This is a genomic window from Roseivivax isoporae LMG 25204 (assembly GCF_000521865.1).
GTDB classification, from domain to species: Bacteria; Pseudomonadota; Alphaproteobacteria; order Rhodobacterales; family Rhodobacteraceae; genus Roseivivax; species Roseivivax isoporae.
The window spans coordinates 136,126-157,441 of the sequence record NZ_JAME01000004.1; the positions used below are offsets into that span (position 1 = coordinate 136,126).

19 protein-coding genes are annotated in these 21,316 nt (G+C 71.6%); 14 read left to right on the forward strand and 5 right to left on the reverse strand.

Translation table 11 applies throughout. The features are described 5' to 3' along the window. From RISW2_RS03765 to RISW2_RS03775, 3 genes are all read right to left on the reverse strand, one after another. On the reverse strand, nucleotides 1-909 hold the full coding sequence (locus RISW2_RS03765) for an ABC transporter permease subunit (RefSeq protein WP_043766826.1): 909 nt from the start codon (nucleotides 907-909) through the stop codon (nucleotides 1-3). Continuing rightward, nucleotides 909-1,916: an ABC transporter permease subunit gene (locus RISW2_RS03770; protein ID WP_043766829.1), complete on the reverse strand. Its 1,008-nt coding sequence runs from the start codon at nucleotides 1,914-1,916 to the stop codon at nucleotides 909-911. The genes RISW2_RS03765 and RISW2_RS03770 overlap by 1 nt, the downstream gene beginning before the upstream one ends. Nucleotides 1,917-2,075: 159 nt before the next feature. Further along, entirely contained in the window at nucleotides 2,076-3,668 is a 1,593-nt protein-coding gene (locus RISW2_RS03775; RefSeq protein ID WP_043766832.1) for an ABC transporter substrate-binding protein, read from the reverse strand. Nucleotides 3,669-4,065: 397 nt separating this feature from the next. On the opposite strand from RISW2_RS03775, the gene RISW2_RS03780 reads away from it, so the two are divergent. The 9 genes from RISW2_RS03780 (at nucleotide 4,066) to RISW2_RS03820 (ending at nucleotide 14,982) form a co-directional block, all read left to right on the forward strand. Then, on the forward strand, nucleotides 4,066-6,885 hold the full coding sequence (locus RISW2_RS03780; RefSeq protein ID WP_043766835.1) for a xanthine dehydrogenase family protein molybdopterin-binding subunit: 2,820 nt from the start codon (nucleotides 4,066-4,068) through the stop codon (nucleotides 6,883-6,885). After that, entirely contained in the window at nucleotides 6,882-7,451 is a 570-nt protein-coding gene (locus RISW2_RS03785) for a (2Fe-2S)-binding protein (protein ID WP_043766838.1), read from the forward strand. The genes RISW2_RS03780 and RISW2_RS03785 overlap by 4 nt, the downstream gene beginning before the upstream one ends. Continuing rightward, nucleotides 7,448-8,749 (forward strand): c-type cytochrome, encoded by a 1,302-nt coding sequence (locus RISW2_RS03790; RefSeq protein WP_043766841.1) that lies wholly within the window; start codon nucleotides 7,448-7,450, stop codon nucleotides 8,747-8,749. The genes RISW2_RS03785 and RISW2_RS03790 overlap by 4 nt, the downstream gene beginning before the upstream one ends. Before the next feature lie 66 nt (nucleotides 8,750-8,815). Further along, nucleotides 8,816-10,519, forward strand: a complete 1,704-nt coding sequence (locus RISW2_RS03795; RefSeq protein WP_043766844.1) for an ABC transporter ATP-binding protein — start codon at nucleotides 8,816-8,818, stop codon at nucleotides 10,517-10,519. Between the two features lie 75 nt (nucleotides 10,520-10,594). Continuing rightward, entirely contained in the window at nucleotides 10,595-11,416 is an 822-nt protein-coding gene (locus RISW2_RS03800) for an ABC transporter ATP-binding protein (RefSeq protein ID WP_051491778.1), read from the forward strand. Beyond that, nucleotides 11,413-12,396: a FecCD family ABC transporter permease gene (locus tag RISW2_RS03805; RefSeq protein WP_043766847.1), complete on the forward strand. Its 984-nt coding sequence runs from the start codon at nucleotides 11,413-11,415 to the stop codon at nucleotides 12,394-12,396. Before RISW2_RS03800 ends, RISW2_RS03805 begins: the two co-directional genes overlap by 4 nt. Next, the gene (locus RISW2_RS03810; RefSeq protein ID WP_043766849.1) at nucleotides 12,393-13,439 is read left to right on the forward strand and encodes a FecCD family ABC transporter permease; all 1,047 of its coding nucleotides are present in this window, start codon (nucleotides 12,393-12,395) and stop codon (nucleotides 13,437-13,439) included. Before RISW2_RS03805 ends, RISW2_RS03810 begins: the two co-directional genes overlap by 4 nt. Continuing rightward, nucleotides 13,436-14,395, forward strand: coding sequence for an ABC transporter substrate-binding protein (locus RISW2_RS03815; RefSeq protein ID WP_156943776.1), 960 nt, complete (start codon nucleotides 13,436-13,438; stop codon nucleotides 14,393-14,395). Before RISW2_RS03810 ends, RISW2_RS03815 begins: the two co-directional genes overlap by 4 nt. Before the next feature lie 107 nt (nucleotides 14,396-14,502). Next, nucleotides 14,503-14,982, forward strand: coding sequence for a hypothetical protein (locus tag RISW2_RS03820; protein ID WP_043766852.1), 480 nt, complete (start codon nucleotides 14,503-14,505; stop codon nucleotides 14,980-14,982). A 63-nt stretch (nucleotides 14,983-15,045) separates the two neighbouring features. Here RISW2_RS03820 and RISW2_RS03825 read toward each other — a convergent pair whose 3' ends face one another. Together RISW2_RS03825 and RISW2_RS03830 are read right to left on the reverse strand one after the other, a co-directional pair. Then, entirely contained in the window at nucleotides 15,046-17,214 is a 2,169-nt protein-coding gene (locus RISW2_RS03825) for a TonB-dependent siderophore receptor (RefSeq protein WP_051491779.1), read from the reverse strand. Between the two features lie 71 nt (nucleotides 17,215-17,285). After that, nucleotides 17,286-18,224, reverse strand: coding sequence for a helix-turn-helix domain-containing protein (locus RISW2_RS03830; protein ID WP_051491780.1), 939 nt, complete (start codon nucleotides 18,222-18,224; stop codon nucleotides 17,286-17,288). A gap of 205 nt (nucleotides 18,225-18,429) precedes the next feature. Here RISW2_RS03830 and RISW2_RS03835 point away from each other — a divergent pair, with 205 nt between their 5' ends. From RISW2_RS03835 to RISW2_RS03855, 5 genes are read left to right on the forward strand one after another with little or no spacing between them, the layout of a single operon-like run. Continuing rightward, nucleotides 18,430-18,861 carry a hypothetical protein gene (locus RISW2_RS03835; RefSeq protein WP_043766854.1) on the forward strand — a complete coding sequence of 144 codons (432 nt, stop codon included), beginning with the start codon at nucleotides 18,430-18,432 and terminating at the stop codon, nucleotides 18,859-18,861. After that, nucleotides 18,858-19,523 carry a MotA/TolQ/ExbB proton channel family protein gene (locus RISW2_RS03840; RefSeq protein WP_043766856.1) on the forward strand — a complete coding sequence of 222 codons (666 nt, stop codon included), beginning with the start codon at nucleotides 18,858-18,860 and terminating at the stop codon, nucleotides 19,521-19,523. The genes RISW2_RS03835 and RISW2_RS03840 overlap by 4 nt, the downstream gene beginning before the upstream one ends. 25 nt (nucleotides 19,524-19,548) lie before the next feature. Continuing rightward, entirely contained in the window at nucleotides 19,549-19,905 is a 357-nt protein-coding gene (locus tag RISW2_RS03845; protein ID WP_043766860.1) for a biopolymer transporter ExbD, read from the forward strand. Further along, nucleotides 19,902-20,303, forward strand: coding sequence for an ExbD/TolR family protein (locus RISW2_RS03850; protein ID WP_043766862.1), 402 nt, complete (start codon nucleotides 19,902-19,904; stop codon nucleotides 20,301-20,303). The genes RISW2_RS03845 and RISW2_RS03850 overlap by 4 nt, the downstream gene beginning before the upstream one ends. Continuing rightward, the gene (locus tag RISW2_RS03855; RefSeq protein WP_043766866.1) at nucleotides 20,303-21,307 is read left to right on the forward strand and encodes a TonB family protein; all 1,005 of its coding nucleotides are present in this window, start codon (nucleotides 20,303-20,305) and stop codon (nucleotides 21,305-21,307) included. Before RISW2_RS03850 ends, RISW2_RS03855 begins: the two co-directional genes overlap by 1 nt. Nucleotides 21,308-21,316 lie beyond the last annotated feature (9 nt).

Below are 21,316 nucleotides of genomic sequence, written 5' to 3' on the forward strand. Positions count from 1 at the left end.
TCAGCTCCGCTTGAGCTTGGGGTCGAGCGCGTCGCGCAGACCGTCGCCCATCAGGTTGATGGACAGGACGGTGACCAGGATGGCGAGGCCCGGCAGGGTGATGACCCACCATGCGCGCAGCACAAACTCGCGCGCATCGGCCAGCATGGTGCCCCATTCGGGCGTGGGCGGCTGCGCCCCCATCCCGAGGAAGCCGAGCGCCGCGGCATCGAGGATCGCCGTCGAGAAGGACAGCGCCGCCTGCACGATGATCGGAGCGAGGCAGTTGGGCAGCACCGTCTTGAACATGAGCCGCGGCAGGCCCGCGCCCGCGACCTGCGCCGAGATGACGTAGTCCTTGGTGCGTTCGTTGATGACGCTCGCGCGGGTGAGGCGCACGTAATGCGGCTGCAGGACCAGCGCGATCGCGATCATCGCGTTCAGCAGCGACGGCCCGAGGATCGCCACGAGCGCGAGCGCCAGCAGCAGCGACGGGAAGGCCAGGATGATGTCCATGAGCCGCATGATGATCGTGTCGAGCCACTTGGGCGCGAAGCCTGCGATGAGCCCGATCAGGATGCCGCCCGTTGCGGCGACGACCACGACCACCACGCCCACGAAGAACGAGAAGCGTGCGCCGTGGATCAGCCGCGAGAGCATGTCGCGGCCGAGCGCGTCGGTGCCGAGCGGGAATTCCCAGGTACCGCCGCTCTGCCAGAAGGGCGGCTGCAGCGCGTGCTGCCGGAACTGGGCGGCCGGGTCGTAGGGCGCGAGCAGGTCCGCGAAGACCGCCACCAGGAAGACCGCGAGAAAGACCCAGAAGCCGATCACCGCGCCGCGGTTCTCGCTGAAGTAGCGCCAGAACTCCTTGAACCGGCTCGGCCGGCGGGTCGGAACGGTGCGGGCGATTTGCGAGGATGCGTCGGCCATCAGCGTTTCCGGATCTTGGGGTTGATGAGGCCGTAGAGCACGTCGACGGTCAGGTTCACGAGCATCACGATCAGCGCGATCAGCAGGAGCCCGCCCTGCACCACGGGGTAGTCGCGCCGGAAGATCGAATCGACCATCCACTTGCCGATGCCGGGCCAGGAGAAGATCGTCTCGGTCAGGATCGCGCCGGCCATCAGCGTGCCGACGCTGAGCCCGATCACGGTGATCACCGGGATCATGGCATTGCGCAGGGCATGGAGGCCGTTGACGCGGCCCGAGCTCAAGCCCTTGGCGCGCGCCGTGCGGATGTAGTCCTCGGACAAGACCTCGAGCATGGCCGAGCGGGTCTGGCGCGCGATCACGGCAAGAGGGATCGTGCCCAGCACGATGGACGGCAGGATCAGGTGCTGCACCGCCGAGCCGAACGCGCCGTCCTGTCCCGAGAGCAGCGAGTCGATCAGCATGAAGCCCGTGACGTCGTCGAAGTAGTAGAGCAGGCCGATCCGCCCCGAAACCGGCGTCCAGCCGAGCCAACCCGAGAACACGATGATCAGGAGCAGCGCCCACCAGAAGATCGGCATGGAATAGCCGACGAGCGCGGTGGACATGAGCGCCCGGTCGAAGAACTTGCCGCGGTAGACGGCGGCGATCACGCCGGCGGGGATGCCCAGCACCATGGCGAAGATGATCGCGCAGAGCGACAGCTCGAGCGTCGCCGGGAAGAGGGTGAAGAACTCGTCCCAGACCGGCCGGTTCGTCACGAAGCTGTTGCCGAGGTCGCCCTGCACCACGCCCGTCAGGTAGTCCCAGAACTGCTGCCAGAGCGGCTGGTCGAACCCGAAGCGCTGCACCAGCTCCTCGTAGCGTTCCTGCGTCAGGCCGCGTTCGCCGGCCATGACGATGATCGGATCACCCGGCAGCACCCGGATGAAGGCGAAGGAGATCAGCGTGACACCGATGAAGGTGGGCACGAAGGTGATCAGGCGGGACAGGAGGTATCTGAGCATCGGGCGGCGACCAATATCCCCTTCGAGGTGAAGGTCAAGGGTGGGGGAGCGGAAACGCGCAAACGCTACGTGACGTCGCCCGGGCGGATCGGGCGGGGGCGCCCTCGCGCAGGGCCCGGACGTGAAGCGGGGCCCGCATGGGGCCCCGCCGCGACAGCCTTACTGCGAGAGGCTGACCTGGTCGAAGATGTGCCCGCCGAGCGGGTGGACGATGTAGTCCTGGACCTCTGCACGCACCGGCATGAACACGGTGGAATGCGCGATGGTGACCCAGGGCGCCTGCTCCTTGAAGATGACCTGCGCCTCTTCGTAGAGCGCTGCGCGCTCGTCCTGGTCGGTCAGCGTCTTGGCCTCGGCGACCAGCTCGTTGAACGGCTCGTGGCACCACTGGGCGCGGTTCGCGCCGCCGACGGCGTCGCAGCCGAGGAGCACGGACAGGAAGTTGTCCGGGTCGCCGTTGTCGCCGGTCCAGCCCAGCAGGACCGCGCCGTCACGATCCTCGGCGCTCGACCGCTCGAGGTATTCGCCCCATTCGTAGGACACGATCTCGACGCTGATGCCGACCTCTGAGAGGTCTTCCTGGATCAGCTCGGCCATGCGGCGGGCGTTCGGGTTGTAGGGCCGCTGCACCGGCATCGCCCAGACCTTCATCGACAGGTCGCTGACGCCTGCCTCCTCGAGCAGCTGGCGCGCCTGTTCGGGATCGTGGGGATAGTCCTCGACCGCGTCGTTGTAGGACCACATGGTCGGCGGGATCGGGTTCTTGGCGACCCGGCCGGTGCCCTGGAAGACCACGTCGATGATCGCGTCACGGTCGATCGCGAGGTTGACCGCGCGGCGGACGTCCGGGTTGTCGAAAGGCTCCTGCGTGGTGTTGAACGCGAGGTAGCCGACGTTCAGGCCCTCCTGCTCGAGCAGTTCGAGGTCGCCGTTCGAGCGGATCGATTCCACGTCGGCCGGGTTCGGATAGGGCATCACGTGGCATTCGCCGGCCTGCAGGCGCTGCAGGCGCACCGAGGCGTCGGGCGTGATCGCGAAGACCAGGTTCTCGACCTTCGGCAGGCCCTCTTCCCAGTAGTTCTCGTTCGCCGCGTAGCGGATGACCGCATCGGTCTGGTAATCCTGGAAGGTGAACGGACCGGTGCCGATGGGCGCCTGGTTGATCATCTCCGGGGTGCCGGCCTCCATCATGGCGTCGGCGTATTCCTTGGACATGATCGAGGCGAAATCCATCGCGAGGTTCGCGATGAAGGGTGCCTCGGGCCGCGTCAGGTTGAAGCGCACCGTCATGTCGTCGACCTTCTCGATCGACTCGATGAGCTCGCCCATGCCCATGGCGTTGAAGTATTCCCAGGACCCCGCATAGGTGTGGAACGGGTTCTCCTCGTCCATCTGGCGCTCGAACGTGAAGATCACGTCATCGGCGTTCAGCGGCCGCGACGGCGTGAAGCTGTCGTTCGCGTGGAACTGCACGTCGGAGCGCAGCGTGAACGTGTAGCTCAGCCCGTCCTCGGAGGCCTCGTAGCTCTCGGCGAGGCCGGGGACGACGTTGGTCGTGCCGGTCTCGAACTCGACGAGCTGGTTGTAGACCGTGTGGGACGAGGCGTCGAAGGTCGTGCCGGAGGTGTAGAGCGCCGGGTCGAAGCCCTCGGGCGACCCTTCGGAGCAGTAGACCAGCGTTTGTGCCCCGGCGGTCGTGGCGGCGAACGCGGCAGCCATGCCGGTCGTCGCGATGAGATGACGGAATTTCATTCCACTCTCCCTGTTGGTTGCGGTGTCTCGGGGATGCCCGGCAACGTGGACTGGACGCCGGAGGCCGAAGCTCCCACCGTCCGGACGGGACGTCCTGACCCGCGTTGCCGCGGTCCGCTCGTACTCCCCGCCCTGTCGCAACCGGGCGTCCTCTGAGGTGCATGAAACAGCAAGCGCACCGCTGTCGCAACAGATGCCCTAGGGTCAGCGCCGGGCGATCAACCTTTCCGGGAACGCGATCCCCGCGCATCCCTCGGGAACCGGGCCGCTCCGGGCCTTCACGGAAACTGCCGGGACCATCCCCCGCGGCGCCGCACCGACCCCGTCCCTGGGCGGTGGAACATCGGCCGCATCGGCCTGTTACGGGGCCTGTCCGGATCAAGACGGAGGGGCTTCCATGCGGCCCAGAGACCTGTCCCGCCGCGAATTCCTGCAGGCCGCCGCTGCCGCCGGCGTCGCCGCCTCGGTGGTGCCGCTGGACCAGGCGCTCGGCGCGATGCAGGGCGGCACGGTCACCCAGCCGCCCGGCTGGATCGAGGGCGGGCGCGTGCGCTTCCGCAGGGACGGCATCCCCAAGGTCGCGGGCGAGAAGGTCTTCGCCATCGACGTGCGCGCCCGCGACATGCCCGGCTGGCCCGACACCCAGTCGCACGGCCTGTTCCTGCGGGTGGCCCGCGCCGACCGGGTGTTCGAGGGCATCGACCTGTCGGTCCTGGACGAGGGGCTGGCCCCGGACGTGGCGGTGACCGCGGGGACGCTCGCGCGCGACGGCGTCTCCATGCCCGAGGAGGATTTCTACGGGGCGCTGCTCCTGCCGGCGGGCGAGACGCCGGTCTTTCTCGGCCAGCCGGTCGCGGTCCTGATCTACCACGATTACGCGCGGTTCCGGCTGGCCAAGCGCCGGCTGCAGTTCACCGAGGACGCGATCCGCTACGGTGCCGAGACGGGGTACCTGCCGCGCGATCCCTATGGCGGGGCGCGTTTCGTGCGGGTCGGCGGCCCGACGCCCGACGCGCCCGACGACTTCTCGCCGCTGAAGGACGCCACGGTCTTCGCCCGCGTGGCCAATCGTAGCACCGAATGGCCCGAGGGTGCTGCCGAGGGCGATCCCGACCAGCAGGCCCTGCATCATGCCGCGCGGATCCGCGCGGAGCTCGAGGCGCCACCGGCGGACTGGGCCGTCTACCGCCGGCAGTACCGCTCGCAATACGTGGACCCCGCCGCGCTCGAGACCGACAACGGGAACGCCTGGTACGATGGCGACACCGGGCAGCTGCACGTGGTCACGGGCACGCAATCGCCCTACACCAATGCCGACCACATCATCGACATGGTCCGGAACAGCCGTTTCGACTTTGCCGCGCTGTCCTTCCACCCGGGCTATACCGTCGGCTACGGGCAGAAGGAGCACCATTCCTTTCCCTATTACGTGGCGATGGCCGCGCTTTACGGCGACGGGCGGCCGGTCCGGCTGGCCCTCGACCGGTGGGAGCATTTCCAGTCCGCGATCAAGCGGCATCCCTTCGACATCGACACGACCATCGCGGTCGACCGCGAGACCGGCCTCTTCACCTCGCTCGCGGCCGACCTCGTGGGGGACGGCGGCGGGCGCAAGAACTTCAGCCCCTCGGTCGGGCAGGTCTCGGCGTCGGCGCTGCAGTCGATCTACTACTTCCCGAAAAGCGACCTCGCGGTGACGATGAACGCCTCGCGCGCGCCGACGGCGGGGTCGATGCGCGGCTACGGCACGCTGCAATCCATGGTCACGACCGAGATGCTGGTGGACGAGATCGCCGGCGATCTCGGCATCGACGCCATCGACCTGCGGCGGCGCAACGTCCTTCGTGCGGGCATGAAGAACACGCAGGGCGCGATCCCGGGCGGCGCGATCCGCGCGGACGAGCTGCTGCAGGCCGCGGCCGACGACCCGATCTGGCGCAACCGCGCGCGGCGCAAGGCGGAGTGGGAGGCGGCGCATCCCGGCCACCTCTACGGCGTGGGATTCGCCGCGGTGCACAAGGATTACGGCACCGGCGCCGAGGCCGCGCTGGTGCAGATGGAGGTGGCGCCCGACGGCCGCATCCGCATGCGCCACGTGGTGTCCGAGATCGGCTGCGGCGCGACGACGGCGCAGATGCTGATCCCGGCCGAACATCTCGGCCGGCCTGCGGACGACGTGGAGTTCGCGGCGGTCGACTGGCCGAGCCTGCCGCTCACCTCGAACAACGAACCCTACACCATGTCCCAGGAGGAGCAGGACCGCCGCGCGCAGGACCCGCACTGGGTGCCGCGTATCACCTCGCCGCGCAGCGCGTCCAATTCCGCCTACTACCAGTCGCATGCCACCCGCGAGGCCGCGCGGCTGCTCTTCGAGCTGGGCCTCTGGAAGGCGGCGGTGTCGATCTGGACCGAGGGCATCGGCGGGGGACAGGCGGCGCCGCTGGTCCTGCGGCGCGAGAACGCGGAATGGCGCGACGGCCTCCTGGTCTGCGGCGGGCTCGAGCCGCTGTCGCTCGAACGGCTCGCGGACCGCGCCCACCGGCGGGGCGAGATCACCGGCGTCACCATCCACACCTTCAACCGCTGGGCCTGGACCGAGGCGGAGTTCGACGTCGACGGCGCGCGCCTGCGCGCGCCCATCGACGCGCTGTCGGTGCAGTGGGGCAGGGGGGCGTCGCAGGCGCGCAGGGCGCGCATGACCGACGCGGGCTACGCGTTCGTGCCGCGAACCAGCGTGTCCTACCCGCCGGTGCAGCGCAACAACGCCGCGGTCGTCTACTACGCGCCGAATGCCGCGCTGGTCGAGCTGTCGGTGAACGGCGGCACCGGCGAGGTCACGCTGCTGTCGCACCGATCGTGGATGGAATGCGGCACCCAGATCGTGCCGGAACTGGTGTCGGGGCAGCTGCAGGGCGGGATCGCCATGGGCATCGGCCACGCGCTGTTCGAGGACATGCCGCGCTACGAGGACGGGCCCGGCAACGGCACGTGGAACTTCAACCGCTACCGGCTGCCGCGCGCGAGTGACGTCGCCGTGTGGTCGCAGACCGGCACCGTCCTGCCGCCGCTGTCGGACACCGACCCGCCCAAGGGCATCGCCGAGGTGGTGATGATCCCGATCGTCGCCGCCATCGCCAATGCCGTGCACCACGCCACCGGCCACCGGTTCTACGACTACCCGCTCACGTCCGAACGCATCCAGCAGGTCCTGACATGACGCCCGAAACACTTTCCGTCCGCATGACGATCAACGGCGCTCCGGTCGGACCCGTGGACATTCCCGAAGACCTCATGATGCTCGAATTCCTGCAGGAATACGTGAACCTGACCGGCACGCGCTACGGCTGCGGACAGGGCGTGTGCCTTGCCTGCGGCATCATCCTGGACGAGGACGACGGGACCTCGCGGCTCGTGCCCGCCTGCATCACCGGGGCGGCCTATCTCGACGGGCGCTCGGTGCGCACCGTCGAGGGCCACGCCGCGCGCGGACCCGACGGACAGGTGACGCGGCTCTCGCCGATCCAGCGCGCCTTTCTCGAGCATTTCTCGTTCCAGTGCAGCTATTGCACGCCGGGCTTCGTGAACGCCGCGACCGTGCTCGTGGAACGGCTGGAACGCGCGCCCGTGCCGCGGGACGAGGTCGAGGCCACGGTGCTCGCGGCGATGGACGGCAACATCTGCCGGTGCACGGGCTATGTGCGCTACCTGACCGCGGTGCGGGACGTGATCCTGTCGACGCCCGGACTGACCCGCGGCAGCGACCCGGGATCGCGCGCGTCATGAAACGGCTCGCCCTCATCCTCGCCGGCGCGGCCGCCGCCGTCCTCGCGGTGCTGGCCGTCGTCTACCTGGCTTTCACCGGGCCCGGGGACATCCCGCCCGCGACGGTCGATTTCGACGCCCTCGGCGACGAGGAGCACGCCGACCTGGTCGCGCGCGGCCGCTACGTGGCGCGCGCCGCGGACTGCGTCGCCTGCCACAAGTCCGAGGACGGGCTGGCGCTCGCCGGCGGCCTGCCGCTCGAGACGCCGTTCGGCACGCTCTACGGCACCAACGTGACCCCGTCCGACGATCACGGCATCGGCGACTGGTCGGCGGACGACCTCTACCGCGCCATGGTCTGGGGCATCAATCCGGACGGATCCCGGCTCTACCCCGCGATGCCCTACGCGTCCTACCACCACGTCGCGCGCGCGGATGTGGACGCGCTCTGGCTCTACCTCATGGCCGAACGGCCGGTGGACAAGCCGAACCGCCCGGCCGAGCTGACGTTCCCGTTCAACATCCGGCCGGCGATAGCGTTCTGGAACCTGCTTTACCGCCCGGACGACCCGGGCCTGGCCGAGGTCGCGGGCAAGTCCGAGAGCTGGCACCGCGGGCGCTACCTCGTGGACGTGCTCGGCCATTGCGGCGAATGTCACACGCCGCGGAACCTCGCCTATGCCCGCACGGACGCCCATCTCGAGGGCGAAGTGATCGAGGGCGCTCTGTCGCCCGACATCTCGCCCGAGGGCCTCGTGCGGCGGGGCTGGACACCGGAGGACCTCGCGCGGTTCATGCGCGAGGGGCTGTCGCCGCAGGGCACGATGACCTTCCGCATGTATCCCGTGCTCGAACATTCCTCGCGCTACCTGACGGACGCGGACATGACCGCGATGGTGACCTACCTCTTCGACGGCGCCCCGGGGGACGGGCAGCGCGACCCGGCGCTCGCCGCGGACGCGCCGCCTCGGCAGGAGGCAGACCTCCCCCCAGAAGGCCGCCGCCTCTATGTCGGGCTCTGCGCGGGATGCCACGGCACGGAGGGCGAAGGGCACCCGCACGCCTCGGTCCCGCTCGACACCAACACCACGGCAATGCTCGACGATCCGCTGAATCTCGTGCGGATCATCCGCGAGGGCGTGCCCGCCCGCACGCTCGCGGGCGAGGAGCGGATGCAGGCCATGCCGGGCTTCGCCGACAGGCTCGACGCCGCGGAGATGGCAGCGCTGGCGAACTACATGCGCGTCCGCTGGGGCGGCCGGCCGGGCGACGTGACCCCCGAGCAGGTCGAAGACATCGCCGAGGCGCACGGCGGCTAGCCCGGACTGGCGGCCGGGCCGCGACCGTGCTAGGCGCGGGCCGGCCCAACAGCCCGGCATGCGCCCATGATCCGAGAATTCGCCGCCTATTACCGACCGTGGAAGGGCCTGTTCTGGCTCGATTTCGGCAGCGCGGTGCTGTCGGGTCTGCTCGAGCTCGCCTTTCCCTTCGCCATCAAGCTCTTCATCGACGTGCTGCTGCCGCGCGGCGACCTGACGCTGACGATCCTCGCGGCGCTCGGGCTCGTGGTGGTCTACGCGGTCAACACCGGGCTCATGGCGGTGGTGATCTACTGGGGCCACATGCTCGGCATCAACATCGAGACCGAGATGCGCCGCCGCGCCTTCGACCAGCTGCAGCGGCTGTCGTTCTCGTATTTCGACCGCATCCGCACCGGCAAGCTGGTGGCGCGGGTGACGCGCGACCTCGAGGAGATCGGCGAGGTCGCCCATCACGGCCCCGAGGACCTGTTCGTGGCGATCATGACCTTCGTCGGCGCGTTCCTCATGATGGTGGCGATCGACGTCGAGCTCGCGCTGATCACCGCGGCCATCGTGCCGGTCTGCGTCGGCATCGTAATGGTCTTCGGCGGGCGCATGACGCGCACCTGGCGGTCGATCTACGCCCGCGTCGCCGACTTCAACGTCCGGCTGGAGGAGAACGTGGGCGGCATCCGCGTGGTGCAGGCCTTCGCCAACGAGGACCACGAGAAGCGGCTCTTTGCCCGCGACAACGCGCGCTACCGCGACACCAAGCTCTCGGCCTACCGGGTCATGGCGGCCTCCTCGACGCTCAACTACATGGGCATGCGCTTCGTGCAGGTGGCGGTCATGGTGGTGGGCGCGGCATTCGTGCTCGACGGCGCGCTGACCACCGGCGGCTACGTCGCGTTCCTGCTGCTCGTCGGACTGTTCTTCCGTCCGCTCGAGAAGATCGCCGCGGTGATCGAGCTCTATCCCCGCGGCATCGCGGGCTTCCGCCGCTATCTCGAGCTCATGGCGATCCGTCCCGATGTCGAGGACCGCCCGGGCGCCAGCGAGGCGCCGCCATTCTCGGGCCGCGTCACCTTCGACGACGTCACCTTCGGCTACGATCCCGACCGCCCCGTGCTGGGATCGGTCACGCTCGACGTGGCGCCGGGCGAGACGGTGGCCTTCGTCGGCGCCTCGGGCGCCGGCAAGTCCTCGCTCCTGTCGCTGGTGCCGCGCTTCTACGAACCGCAATCGGGCCGCATCCTGATCGACGGGCGCGACGTCGCCGACATGACCCTGCGCTCGCTGCGCCGGCAGGTCGGGATCGTCAGCCAGGACGTGTTCCTGTTCGGCGGTACGCTGCGCGAGAACATCGCCTACGGAAGGCTCGACGCCACCGAGGCCGAGATCCGCGAGGCCGCGCGCAAGGCGCGGCTCGCCGAGATGATCGAGGACCTGCCCGACGGGCTCGACACCGTGGTGGGCGAGCGCGGCGTGACGCTGTCGGGCGGGCAGAAGCAGCGCGTCGCCATTGCCCGCATCTTCCTGCGCAACCCGCCGATCCTGATCCTCGACGAGGCGACCTCGGCGCTCGACACCGAGACCGAGCGGCGCATCCAGGCCTCGCTCGCCGAGCTCTCGCGCGGCCGCACCACGCTCGTCATCGCGCACCGGCTCGGCACCGTGCGCGAGGCGACGCGGATCGCGGTGATGGACGCCGGGCGCATCGTCGAGATCGGCACGCACGACGATCTCATCGCGCGCGGCGGCCGATATGCGGGCCTCGCCGCCGCCTGAGCGCAGCGGGGTCTTGCAGCCCGGGCCAATGTCTGGGACACCAATCCTGAGCGAACTTATCGGGATTGCGCCGCCATGGCCGACGCCGCTACAGCCACATCCACAGCTTCCGACATCTCCGGCCGGATCGCCGTCCGCGGTCTGAGTGTGCGGCGCGGCGACACGCAGGCGCTCCGGGACGTGGACATGGACGTGGCACCGGGCGAGATGACGGTGCTTCTCGGGCGGAACGGCTGCGGAAAGTCGACGCTCCTGCGCGCCATCGCGGGCGTGCTGCGGCCGGGCGCGGGGACGGTCGAGATCGGCGGCGTGCCGCGCGCGCGGCTCTCCGCCCGCAAGGCGGCGCGGCGCCTGGCCTTCCTGCCGCAGGCGCCGATCCTGCCCGAAGGCATGCGGGTGCGCGATCTCGTGGCGCAGGGGCGCCATCCGCACCGCGGCCTCGTGCGCCACTGGTCGGCGGCCGACGACGCGGCCATCGAGCGTGCGCTCCGCGCGACCGACGTCGCGGATTTCGCCGACCGGCCGCTCGACGCGCTGTCAGGCGGGCAGCGGCAGCGCTGCTGGATCGCCATGACGCTGGCGCAGGAGACGCCGATCCTGCTGCTGGACGAGCCCACCACATGGCTCGACCTCGCGGTGCAGCTCGACATCATGCGGCTCCTGGCTCGTCTCGCGCGCGAAGGGCGCACGGTTCTCGTGGTGCTGCACGACCTGAACCTGGCCGCGGCCTTTGCGGACCGCATCGTCATGCTGCGCGAAGGCCGCGTCGACGCCCGCGGTACGCCGACCGAGGTGATGACCGAGGCGACCCTCGGGCGCGTCTTCGGGCTCGACGCGCAGGTGATTGCGGATCCGCGCACCGGGCGGCCGGTCTGCCTGCCGCGGATCGCCGCATGACCGGCCGGACGCTCGCAGCTCCCGCCGCACTGGGCCTCCTGCTGCTGGCGGCGCTCGGCTGGCACGTGACGGCGGGCGCGCACGCGGTGCCCATCGGCGCGGCGCTCGACGCGCTCTGGTCGGGGGGCGACAGCTACGAGGCGGCAGTGGTGACCCAGATCCGCCTGCCGCGGGCCCTCGGCGCCGTGCTGGCGGGCGCCGCGCTCGCGGTGGCGGGCGCCCTGATGCAGGGCGCGACACGCAATCCGCTGGCCGAGCCGGGCCTCTTCGGGCTGCTCGCCGGCGCGGCGCTCGCCGTCGTCGCGGGGCAGGGGCTCTTCGGCATCGACACTCCCGCGGCGCTGCCGGTGCTCGCCGCCGCGGGCGCCGCGGGCGGGGCCGCCATGGTGCTGGTGCTCACGCTGGCCGCCGGCGGTGGCGCGGGTCTCCTGACACCGATCCTCGCGGGGGCGGCGGTCACCGCGTTCCTCGCCGCGCTCACCATGCTCCTGAACCTTCTCGACGCGCGCAGCTTCGAGGACCTGCGCGTCTGGCTCTCGGGCTCGCTCGCCGGGGTGCGGATGCCGCTCGTCGCCACCGTGGCGCCGGCCGTCGCGGTCGGAGGCGCGCTGGCGCTCGCCGTCGCGCCGAAGCTGACGGTGCTCGCCCTCGGCGACGAGACCGCGCAGGCACTCGGCGTCCGCGTGGGCCGCACCCGCGCGGCGGCCTTCGCTGCCGTCGTCGCGCTGACCGCGGGCGCGGTCGCGCTCGCCGGGCCGCTCGCCTTCGTGGGCCTGACCGTGCCGCACGCCGCGCGGCTCGTCTTCGGCACGGGCTACGCGCGGCTCGTGCCCGCCAGCGCCCTGCTCGGCGCGGTCTACCTCCTCGCCGCGGACACGCTCGGGCGCACGCTGCTCGCACCGGCCGAGGTGTCCGCGGGCATCCTCACGGCACTCGTGGGCGCGCCCGTCTTCGTCGCGCTGATCCGGGCGCGCGCATGAGGGTGCTGCGCGTCTCCACCCTAGGGCACCGCGTGGCGCTGGAGGTGCCGGCACGCGCCGCGACGGCGCTCGCGCTCCTCTGTGGGCTCCTCTTGGTGCTGCTTCTCGCGAGCCTCGGGACCGGCAGCACCGCGATCGGGCTCGGCGAGGCGCTGTCGGCGCTTGCCGGCTCCGCCTCCGATCGCGCGACGCTCGTGGCGACCGAATTCCGGCTGCCGCGCGCGCTGACCGCGCTCATGGCAGGCGGGCTCCTCGCCGTGTCGGGGGCGCTGCTGCAGGGCACGACGCGCAATCCGCTGGCCGATCCGGCGCTCGTGGGCGTGAGCCAGGGCGCGGGGCTCGCCGTCATCGTGCTGGTCGTGCTGGTCCCGGCTGCGTCCGATGCCTGGCGCGCGCCCGCGGCCTTCGGCGGCGGGCTCGCGGTGGCCGGCGTGATCCTCGCGCTGTCGGGCGGCGAGGCGCGCGGCGCGCAGGTGCGGTTCCTGCTGACCGGGATCGGGCTCGCGGCCTTCCTGGCCGCCGCGACCACGGCGATCCTGACCTACGGCCGGATCACCGAGGCGCACGAGGCGCTCGGGTGGCTCTCGGGATCCGTGCGCGCCGCCGCCTGGGACGAGGTGCGGCGCCTCGTGCTGGCGACGCTCGCCGCCGCGCTCCTCTGCGCCATGGCCGCGCGTCCGCTCGCGGCGCTGCGGCTCGGCGAGGACGTGGCGACGGGGCTCGGCCACCGGGTGGCGCGGGTTCGCACCGGGCTCCTCGTCGCGTCGGTCGCGCTCGCCTCGGCCTCGGTCGCGGTGGCGGGTCCGGTGACGTTCGTCGGGCTCCTCGCCCCGCATGCCGCGCGGCGGATCGCGCCGTCGGGCCCGGGCCTGCATCTCGCGCTGACCTGGTGCGTGGGCGCGGCGCTGGTCATGGGCGCCGACCTCGCCGGCCGCGCGGCCTTCGGGACGGCGCACGTGCCCGCGGGGCTCGTGACCGCGCTCGTGGGCGCGCCGTGCTTCGCGCTCCTCATGCTTCGCACGCAACGAAAGGACGGATCGTGATCCTGCGCCTTCTCTCCCTCGTCCTGTTCCTCGCCGCGCTGGCGCTGCCGGCGCGCGCGCAGGACTTCCCCCTGACCATCGCGCACAAGTTCGGCGAGACGGTGATCGACGCGCCGCCCGAGCGCGTGGCGACCCTCGATTTTGCCGGCGCCGACGACCTTCTCGCGCTCGGCATAGAGCCGGTGGCGCTGCGCTACTGGTACGGGGATTTCGACGGCCCGCTCTGGCCCTGGGCCGCGCCGCGCCTGACGAGCGATCCCGTCGTCCTGAGCGGCGAGATCGATTACGAACGTGTCGCCGCCGCCGATCCGGACGTGATCCTCGCGCTCTGGTCCGGCATCACCGAGGCCGATTACGCCCAGCTGAGCCGCATCGCGCCCGTCGTGGCGGTGCCCGAGGGCGTCGGCGACTACGAGCTGCCGTGGGACGAGCGCGCCCGGATCGCCGGCCGCGCCACGGGCCGCGCCGGCGCAGCCGAGGCGCAGGTGCGCGCCATCGAGGCGCGGCTGGCCGCGATCGCGGCCGCGCATCCGGACTGGGACGGCCGCACCGCCAGCGTAGCCTACGCGATGGCCGGCACGCCCGGTGCCTACACCTCGGCCGACCTGCGCGCGCAGCTCCTGGCGCAGCTGGGCTTCGAGACGCCGGCCGCCATCGACGCGGCGGCGGGCGGCGGCAATCCCTTCGCGGTGACACTGAGCGAGGAGGCGCTGTCGGTGCTCGACGCCGACCTCATCCTGTGGCTCTCGACCGACGGCGACCACGCGGCTGTCGAGGCGCTGGTGACCCGCGGCTTCCTCGGTGCGACGCGGGCGGGGCAGGAGGTGCTCGCGGGCAGGCTCCTGTCGGGCGCGCTGTCGCATGCCTCGCTCCTGAGCCTGCCCTACGCGCTGGACCTACTCGTCCCGGCGCTCGAGACCGCGCTCGCGGGCGAAGGCCCGGTGGTGACGGAGTGACCTTCGCCTTCACGCTCGCGACCACGGGTCATGTGGCGGACGACCTCGTGGCGCTGAACGCGGGGCCGATGCCGGCGATGTCGCGCCGCGACCACGCAGCCTAGGTGATGAACGTGCTCGCGCATGTCGCGGGGCCGGTGCTGGCCCGCTGGGATGCCGAGGGACGTTCGCTCGCGCGCGTCGACGCGGAGGCGGTGGCGCTGACGGCCCGCCTCGGGCCGGAGGGGTTCCTGACGCTCGACCTCGACGCGACGCCGCCGCCAGTCACGGCGGCCGCGACCGGGCCGGGCGCGAGCTTTGCCGTGGCGCGGCTCCTTGCGCCCTCGGTCAACGCGCTGGCCTATGCCGGCCCGCTCGCGCCGCGTGCGCTCTGGCGGATCGCGGGTGACGGGCTTGCGTGGGGCTGGATGCAGGCCGGGGCGCCCGACCGCGCGGCCGAGGTCCTCGGCCGGTACGGCGCGCCCTTCGCGAACAGGCAGCTCCGGCTGTCGGCCGACCGGATCGCGCGACGCGGCGGCTGCTGCCGCTACCTGTCGGTGTCGGGTGCGGCCTGCCTCAACTGCCCGCTGCGCAAGGATGCGGCGTGATCCCCTGACGCGACACGGGCGCCCCCGAGGGGACGCCCGTCGATGCCTGCGGCGGCGCGATGCTCAGAACGACCGGGTGATCCCTAGGCTGACCACGCGGCCCTCGCCCTGCCAGCACGAGGAGACGCCGAACGAGGTCTGGCAGCTCGCGGTGTAGCGCTCGTCGGCAAGGTTGGTGACGTTCAGGTCGGCGGTCCAGTTCTCCGCGAAGTCCCATGTCGCCCCGGCGTCGAAGAGCCACGCGCCGTCCACCGACAGCGTGTTGGCGTTGTCCGCCCAGCTGTCCCCGCGGTAGCGCGCGCCGAGCCGCAGCTCGAGCTCGGGCAGGGCGAGCGGCGTGTAGGCGAGCTGCAGCGACCCGAACTCCTCGATCACCGATTGCGGCGTCTTGCCCTCGATTGTGGTGTCGGGAGAATAGTCGTCGATCGTGACGTCGAGGTCGGTATAGGCCGCGCGCAGCCGGAACGCCTCGGAAAGCGCCACGTCCGCCTCGATCTCGAACCCGCGCGAGCTGACCTCGCCCAGGGTGCGGGCGTCGATCGTGCCGTTCGCGACCAGCGACTGCGACACGTTCTCGCGCTGGATGTCGAACAGCGCGAAGGTGACCAGCGACGACGGGTTCGGCTGCCATTTCACGCCCAGCTCCACCTGCCGGCCGGTTTCGGGATCGGCGTCCTCGGAATTGGCGGAGAACGCGTCGAGCACCTGCGGATTGAAATATGTGCCGACCGTCGCGTAGGGCGTGACGCTGCCGAATTCCCGCGCGAGCGCGAGTCGCCACGTGAACGCGTCGTCCACGCGGTCGAGGTCGCTGTCGGCCGGCCCCTGGTCGTCGAAGGAGGACCAGACCCGGTCGTACCGACCGTTCACGGTGGCGATCCAGCCGTCGCCCCAGCGCAGCTGGTCCTGCACGTAGAGGCCGATCTGGTCCTGCACCCGCACGCCGTCGATATAGGTGTTGTTCGTTGCCGGCAGGTCGATGTCGCGGTCCGGATCCGTGGGGTCGATCGGCGGCAGCGGGTTGGCCGCGTCGAAATAGCTCGACTGCTCCTCGTCGAGCCGGTAGCGGCGCGCGTCGAGACCGACCAGCAGGTCGTGACTGACGCCGGCGGTGGCCACCTCGCGGGTGAAGCGCAGGTCGTTCTGGGCGATCGTGGCGTAGCTGTCGTGGTGAAACAGGACCGGGCTCAGGCCGTCGCCGGGCTGCGGCACCTGTCCGCTCTCGTAGCCGTTGGGATACTGGTAGAGTTCCTCGATGTCGGCGTAGCCGAGGCGGAACGTGTCGGTCATCTCCCAGCCGGCGACATCCCGGCGATAGATGCCGGTGGCGATGAGCTGCTCGCGGTCGTATTCGTCGGAGTCCGGGTTGCCCGCGTTGAAGTAGTCGTCGAACCTGCCGAACGGGGCGTCGCGCTCGGTGCCGTAATACGGCAGGAACTGCCCGCCCACGTGGTCCTCGTCCATGTCCGTATAGGACAGGTGGAAGGTCAGACGGCTGCCGTCGGCGAAGGCGCGGGTCGCGCCGCCGTAGACCACGCCTTCGAGGCCCGGATCGAACATCCCGTGTCCGTCCTGGCGCTGCAGCTTGCCGCCGATGCGGTAGGACAGGTCGCTGCCCACGAGAACCGCCGCCTCGCCCTGGACCCAGGCGCGGCCCTCGCTGTCGGCGCCGAAGCTCAGCGAGCGGCCCTCGGTCCCGTCGGGCAGTTTCGAGACGTAGTTGACGACGCCGCCCGGGCTCGATGCGCCGTAGAGCATCGAGGAGGGGCCCTTCAGAACCTCGACCCGGTCGAGCAGGAACGGATCGACGTAGAACGTGCCGAAGCCATAGGAGAACAGCGACAGGCCGTCCATGAAGGCGCCGGTGTCGAAGGCGTTGAACCCGCGGACGTAGAACCAGTTCGTGTCGCTGTCGTAGCCGTAGAGCTGCGACTGCACCCCGGCCACGTCGCGCAGCACCTGGTCGACCTTGCGCGGCGTCTCGCGGTCGAAGGTCTCGCGTCCGACCACGCTGACCGATTGCGGCACCTCGGTGATCCCGGTCGCGGTCTTCATGCCCGACAGCGTCTCGGGGTTGACCGCGTCGCCCACGGGCTCGGCGCCCTGCACCTCGAACGTGATCTGGCCCAGGTCGACCGACCCGTCCTGTGCGGCAACCGGCGCGGCGATGCCGCCGGCGAGGATGGTGGTCGCGGCAAGCGTCGCCCGTGTGACCCCGCTCCGTTTCGTCATGATGGTTCCCCTCGACATGTCCGGACCCCGCGCGCGCCCGGGGGCGCGCGGTGCCGATCGTTTCCCGCCAGCTACCGAAGCGCGGCGGGCCTGTCTTGACTGAAACTGTCGGGAATTGTGCGATCCTGCTCCGAACTCCCCCGCAGGGCGCGGCGCCAGGCGCCGGGGGTCATGCCGGTGCGTGCCGCGAAGGCGCGGGTCAGGTGCGCCTGGTCGGCGAAGCCGACATCGGCGGCAATGTCGGCGATGCTGCGGTCGCCGGCGCGCAGATGGGCCTGCGCGGCCTCGACCCGCAGGGCCTGCAGGGCGCGGTGCGGGCTTTCGCCCCGGCTCTCGCGGAAGGCGTGGGCAAAGCGGCTTTCCGACAGGCCGACGCTGTCGGCCATGTCCGACACGGTCAGGCGGCGTCCCATCTCGCGCCGCATCAGCGCCTCGACGGCGGCCAGCTGGTGGGGAGCGAGGCCGCCGCGGACCGGCGCGGGACGGGCGCTGCACCCCTCGGCCAGCACGCGGCCGGCAAGTGCGAGCCCGAGCCCGTCGCGCACGAGCGGCGAGGGTGCGTCCGACGCGATCTCGGCGGCCAGGAGCCGGGCGATCGCCGCGACCTCGGGCGCCTCGCGCAGGAAGACCGGGCGCGCGAGGACGTCGTCCGCCGCGATGCCCGCCGCGACGAGACGCCGGCGCAGGTGTTCGCCGTCGAAATGCAGGTCGAGATGGCAGAGCCCGCCGCACCGCGAGAACCGCGCTCGCACCGGGACCCCCGCCGGCACGTAGGCGACGCGCACGGGCTCCGCGCCCTCCGTCCCGTCGCAGGCGATGCGCAGCGGGCTTTCGCCCTCGTCGAGGACCACGACGAAACGCGGGTCGGGCGCGACATAGGCGCCGTGCCCGTCCTGCCCCACCTCGACGCGCCACAGGTCCGCGACCGCGCCCTCCCACGCGCCGTAGACCAGCGGCGCCGCCGGGCGGATGTCCGACAGGAAGGAGGTCACGGAGGGACGGAAGCTCATGAAGGCGGAAATCCTGATCGATCACGTCGGAAAAGGTATCCCAGACCCCGGGGCCGGGATCAACGCGAATCTCCGACAGTTTTCATCAGCTATTGCCCTCGGCCCGGATTCGTGGTGGGACTTGCCCGAAACGCATGCGCCAGCCAACGCCGGAGCGTCAGCCACGCATGTCCGGCATCGCGAGACGCACCTACGAGGAACGGACATGACCCGAACGATTGCACTGGCCTCGGCGGCACTTGTCGCCGCGTGGGCCGCAGGCCCCGCCGCCGCGCAGGAGGAGCTCGGACCCCGCCTGTCGATCGAACTCAACGCCGCCGAGACCGACGCCGGCAGCTGCAAGCTGTCCTTCGTGGTGATGAACGGGCACCCCACCGCAATCGACCGGGCGGTGTTCGAGACTGTCCTCTTCGATGCCGAGGGGCAGGTCGACCGACTGACGCTGTTCGATTTCGGCGCGCTGCCGGCTGGGCGCACCCGCGTGCGGCAGTTCGTGATCCCCGAGACCGGCTGCGACGGGCTGGGGCGCGTGCTGTTCAACGGGGCCGAGACCTGCGAGGCGGGCGATCTCGGCGCTGGAGCCTGCGAGGCGGATCTGCGGCTCGAGACCCGGACCGGGATCGAGGTGTCGGGATGACCGCGCTCAGAGATGCCCTCGCGCGGATCGCCGAGCTTGGCGGCCCGGTGGTCCTTGTCCTGATCGCGGTGTCGGTGCTGACGCTGGCGGTCGTGCTCTACAAGCTGTGGCAGTTCGGGCGCGCGGGCGTCGGGCGCCACCGGGCGTTGTCCGAGGCGGTCGCGGCATGGGATCGCGGCGACCGCGCGGCGGCGCGCGCGGCGCTCGGGCGCTCGCGCAGCTATCTCGCGCCGGTCGTCGACATGGCGCTCGACATGGCCCGGCAGGGCGGCCGCGATGCCGCGGGCCGCCTCGAGGCCGAGGCCGAGGCGCGCTTCGCCCGGCTCGAACGGGGCTTCCGCTTCCTCGATTCGGTCGCGCAGCTGGCGCCGCTCCTCGGCCTGTTCGGTACCGTGCTCGGGATGATCGAGGCGTTCCGCGCGCTGCAGGATGCCGGCGCGCAGGTGGACCCGTCGATCCTTGCCGGGGGTATCTGGGTGGCGCTCCTGACCACCGCGGTGGGTCTCGTCGTGGCGATGCCGACCGCGCTCGCCCTCAGCTGGTTCGAGGGACGGATGGACGCCGAGCGGGTGACCGCGTCGCGGGCGCTCAACACGATCCTCGCGCCGCGGGGTGCACGCGCGCAGGCGCCCGAGGCGGATCTCGCGCCGGCCCATGCGTAGGGCGCGCACCCGCAGGCGGTTGTCGATGACGTCGCTCATCGACGTGATCTTCCTGCTCCTGCTGTTCTTCATGCTGACCTCGACCTTCTCCAAGTTCTCCGAGGTGGAGCTGACCGCCGCCGCGCGCGCCTCCGCCGGGTCCTCGGACGCGCCGCCGCTTTTCCTGCAGCTTGGCGCCGAGGACGTGCGGCTGAACGGGCGCGACGTCGCCTTCGACACGCTGCCGGACACGCTCGGCTCCGAGGTGGACCCGGACGCCGCGGGGCCGCGCGTCCTGCTCATCGCGCTCCGCGACGGCGTGAGCGCGCAGCGGCTGACCGACCTCCTCGTGCAGCTTCGCGGAGTCGCGGGGCTGACACCGACCGTGGTGGGGGCGTCATGAGGAAGAACACCCGCCGCACCGGGCGCGAGCCGACCATCGCGCTCATCAACATCGTCTTCCTGATGCTGGTCTTCTTCATGGTTGCGGGCACGCTGGCGCAGCCGCTCGACGGCGATCTGAATCTCGTGCGGACCGAGGACCTCGAGGGGCGCGCGCCGCCCGACGCGCTGGTGGTCCATCCCGATGGCCGGCTCAGCTATCGCGGCGCGGACGTGGCGACCCCGGCCGACTATCTCGCGCTCGCCACGCCCGAGACGCCCGCGGGTGCCGACGGGCCGACGCTCCGGATCGTGCCCGACCGCGATCTCGACGCGACGGAACTGGTCTCTGTCGCCGGGGCGCTGCGGGCCGCGGGCGCCGCGCGGGTGCTGGTCGTGACGGAACGGGGGCTCGACTGATGCGCTCGGTGGTCTCCTCGAAAGGCGTGAAGATCGCGGCGCTGGTCGCGGCGGGCGCCGTCCATGCCGGCCTCGCCTGGGCGCTCTGGGCCGAGGAAGAACCGCAAGTCGCGGGCGGGCAGGGCGGTGCCGTCGCCGAACTCGGCAGTTTCGCCGACATGGTCGCAGGCACGATGTCGGCCGAAAGCGCGACCGACACCGCGGAGCCCGTGGAGCCGACGCCGGAAACCGCGCAGCCGGTGACGCCCGAGGCCGCCGAGCCCGCCGAGGCGCAGCCGACCGAGGACGCCGCACCGGCGGCCGAAGCGCAGCCGGCCGCGCCCGAGGCGGCGGCGCGCGCGGAACCCGACGCGCTGGCGGCGCTTCTGCCCGAGCGCGCGGACGGCATCGCGCTGGAGACGCCCGAGGCGGCAGCGCCCCCGCCGCCCGACGCGCCGGCAGAGCCGGCGGAGCCCGAGGGGCAGGTGGAGGCGCCGGAGCCCGAAACCCTGACGGCCGAGGAGCCCGACAGCGCGGCACCGCCGCGCTCTGCCCGGCCCGCGCGCCGCAGCGCCGCGTTCGAGGAGGCGCATCGCCCCGCGCCGCAGCCCCGGACCGAACCCGCCGAGGCACCCCGACGCCAGGCCGCGCCGCGCGGCAATGCCGACCAGAACGCGAGGGCGGGATCGGCGACGGGCCAGAGGGGCGCGCAGTCGGTCCAGCAGGGCACGCGCGAGGGCACCGCGCGCGCCTCGGGCAATGCGGCGGCCAGCAATTACCCGGGGCTCGTGATGCGCAAGCTCGCAAGCGTCGGCAAACCGCGCATGAACCGCACCGGCGCGACGCGCGTCAGCTTCAGCGTGTCGGGATCGGGCGGACTCGCGGCGGTCGGCGTGGCGCGCAGCTCGGGCTCGGGGGCGCTCGACCGGGCCGCGGTGCAGGTCGTGCAGCGCGCCGCCCCGTTCCCGCCGCCGCCCGCGGGCGCGCAGCGCAGCTTTGCCATCGAGATCGAGTTCCGGCGCTGAGGGCGGGCG

What these genes read in the sequence shown, in the direction of transcription:
- RISW2_RS03820 (WP_043766852.1), top strand. Translation starts at nt 14,503, where the DNA reads ATGAACGTGCTCGCGCATGTCGCGGGGCCGGTGCTGGCCCGCTGGGAT.
- RISW2_RS03855 (WP_043766866.1), top strand. Translation starts at nt 20,303, where the DNA reads ATGCGCTCGGTGGTCTCCTCGAAAGGCGTGAAGATCGCGGCGCTGGTC.
- RISW2_RS03805 (WP_043766847.1), top strand. Translation starts at nt 11,413, where the DNA reads ATGACCGGCCGGACGCTCGCAGCTCCCGCCGCACTGGGCCTCCTGCTG.
- RISW2_RS03825 (WP_051491779.1), bottom strand. Translation starts at nt 17,214, where the DNA reads ATGACGAAACGGAGCGGGGTCACACGGGCGACGCTTGCCGCGACCACC.
- RISW2_RS03850 (WP_043766862.1), top strand. Translation starts at nt 19,902, where the DNA reads ATGAGGAAGAACACCCGCCGCACCGGGCGCGAGCCGACCATCGCGCTC.
- RISW2_RS03775 (WP_043766832.1), bottom strand. Translation starts at nt 3,668, where the DNA reads ATGAAATTCCGTCATCTCATCGCGACGACCGGCATGGCTGCCGCGTTC.
- RISW2_RS03765 (WP_043766826.1), bottom strand. Translation starts at nt 909, where the DNA reads ATGGCCGACGCATCCTCGCAAATCGCCCGCACCGTTCCGACCCGCCGG.
- RISW2_RS03845 (WP_043766860.1), top strand. Translation starts at nt 19,549, where the DNA reads ATGACGTCGCTCATCGACGTGATCTTCCTGCTCCTGCTGTTCTTCATG.
- RISW2_RS03790 (WP_043766841.1), top strand. Translation starts at nt 7,448, where the DNA reads ATGAAACGGCTCGCCCTCATCCTCGCCGGCGCGGCCGCCGCCGTCCTC.
- RISW2_RS03780 (WP_043766835.1), top strand. Translation starts at nt 4,066, where the DNA reads ATGCGGCCCAGAGACCTGTCCCGCCGCGAATTCCTGCAGGCCGCCGCT.
- RISW2_RS03800 (WP_051491778.1), top strand. Translation starts at nt 10,595, where the DNA reads ATGGCCGACGCCGCTACAGCCACATCCACAGCTTCCGACATCTCCGGC.
- RISW2_RS03830 (WP_051491780.1), bottom strand. Translation starts at nt 18,224, where the DNA reads ATGAGCTTCCGTCCCTCCGTGACCTCCTTCCTGTCGGACATCCGCCCG.
- RISW2_RS03835 (WP_043766854.1), top strand. Translation starts at nt 18,430, where the DNA reads ATGACCCGAACGATTGCACTGGCCTCGGCGGCACTTGTCGCCGCGTGG.
- RISW2_RS03770 (WP_043766829.1), bottom strand. Translation starts at nt 1,916, where the DNA reads ATGCTCAGATACCTCCTGTCCCGCCTGATCACCTTCGTGCCCACCTTC.
- RISW2_RS03785 (WP_043766838.1), top strand. Translation starts at nt 6,882, where the DNA reads ATGACGCCCGAAACACTTTCCGTCCGCATGACGATCAACGGCGCTCCG.
- RISW2_RS03810 (WP_043766849.1), top strand. Translation starts at nt 12,393, where the DNA reads ATGAGGGTGCTGCGCGTCTCCACCCTAGGGCACCGCGTGGCGCTGGAG.
- RISW2_RS03795 (WP_043766844.1), top strand. Translation starts at nt 8,816, where the DNA reads ATGATCCGAGAATTCGCCGCCTATTACCGACCGTGGAAGGGCCTGTTC.
- RISW2_RS03840 (WP_043766856.1), top strand. Translation starts at nt 18,858, where the DNA reads ATGACCGCGCTCAGAGATGCCCTCGCGCGGATCGCCGAGCTTGGCGGC.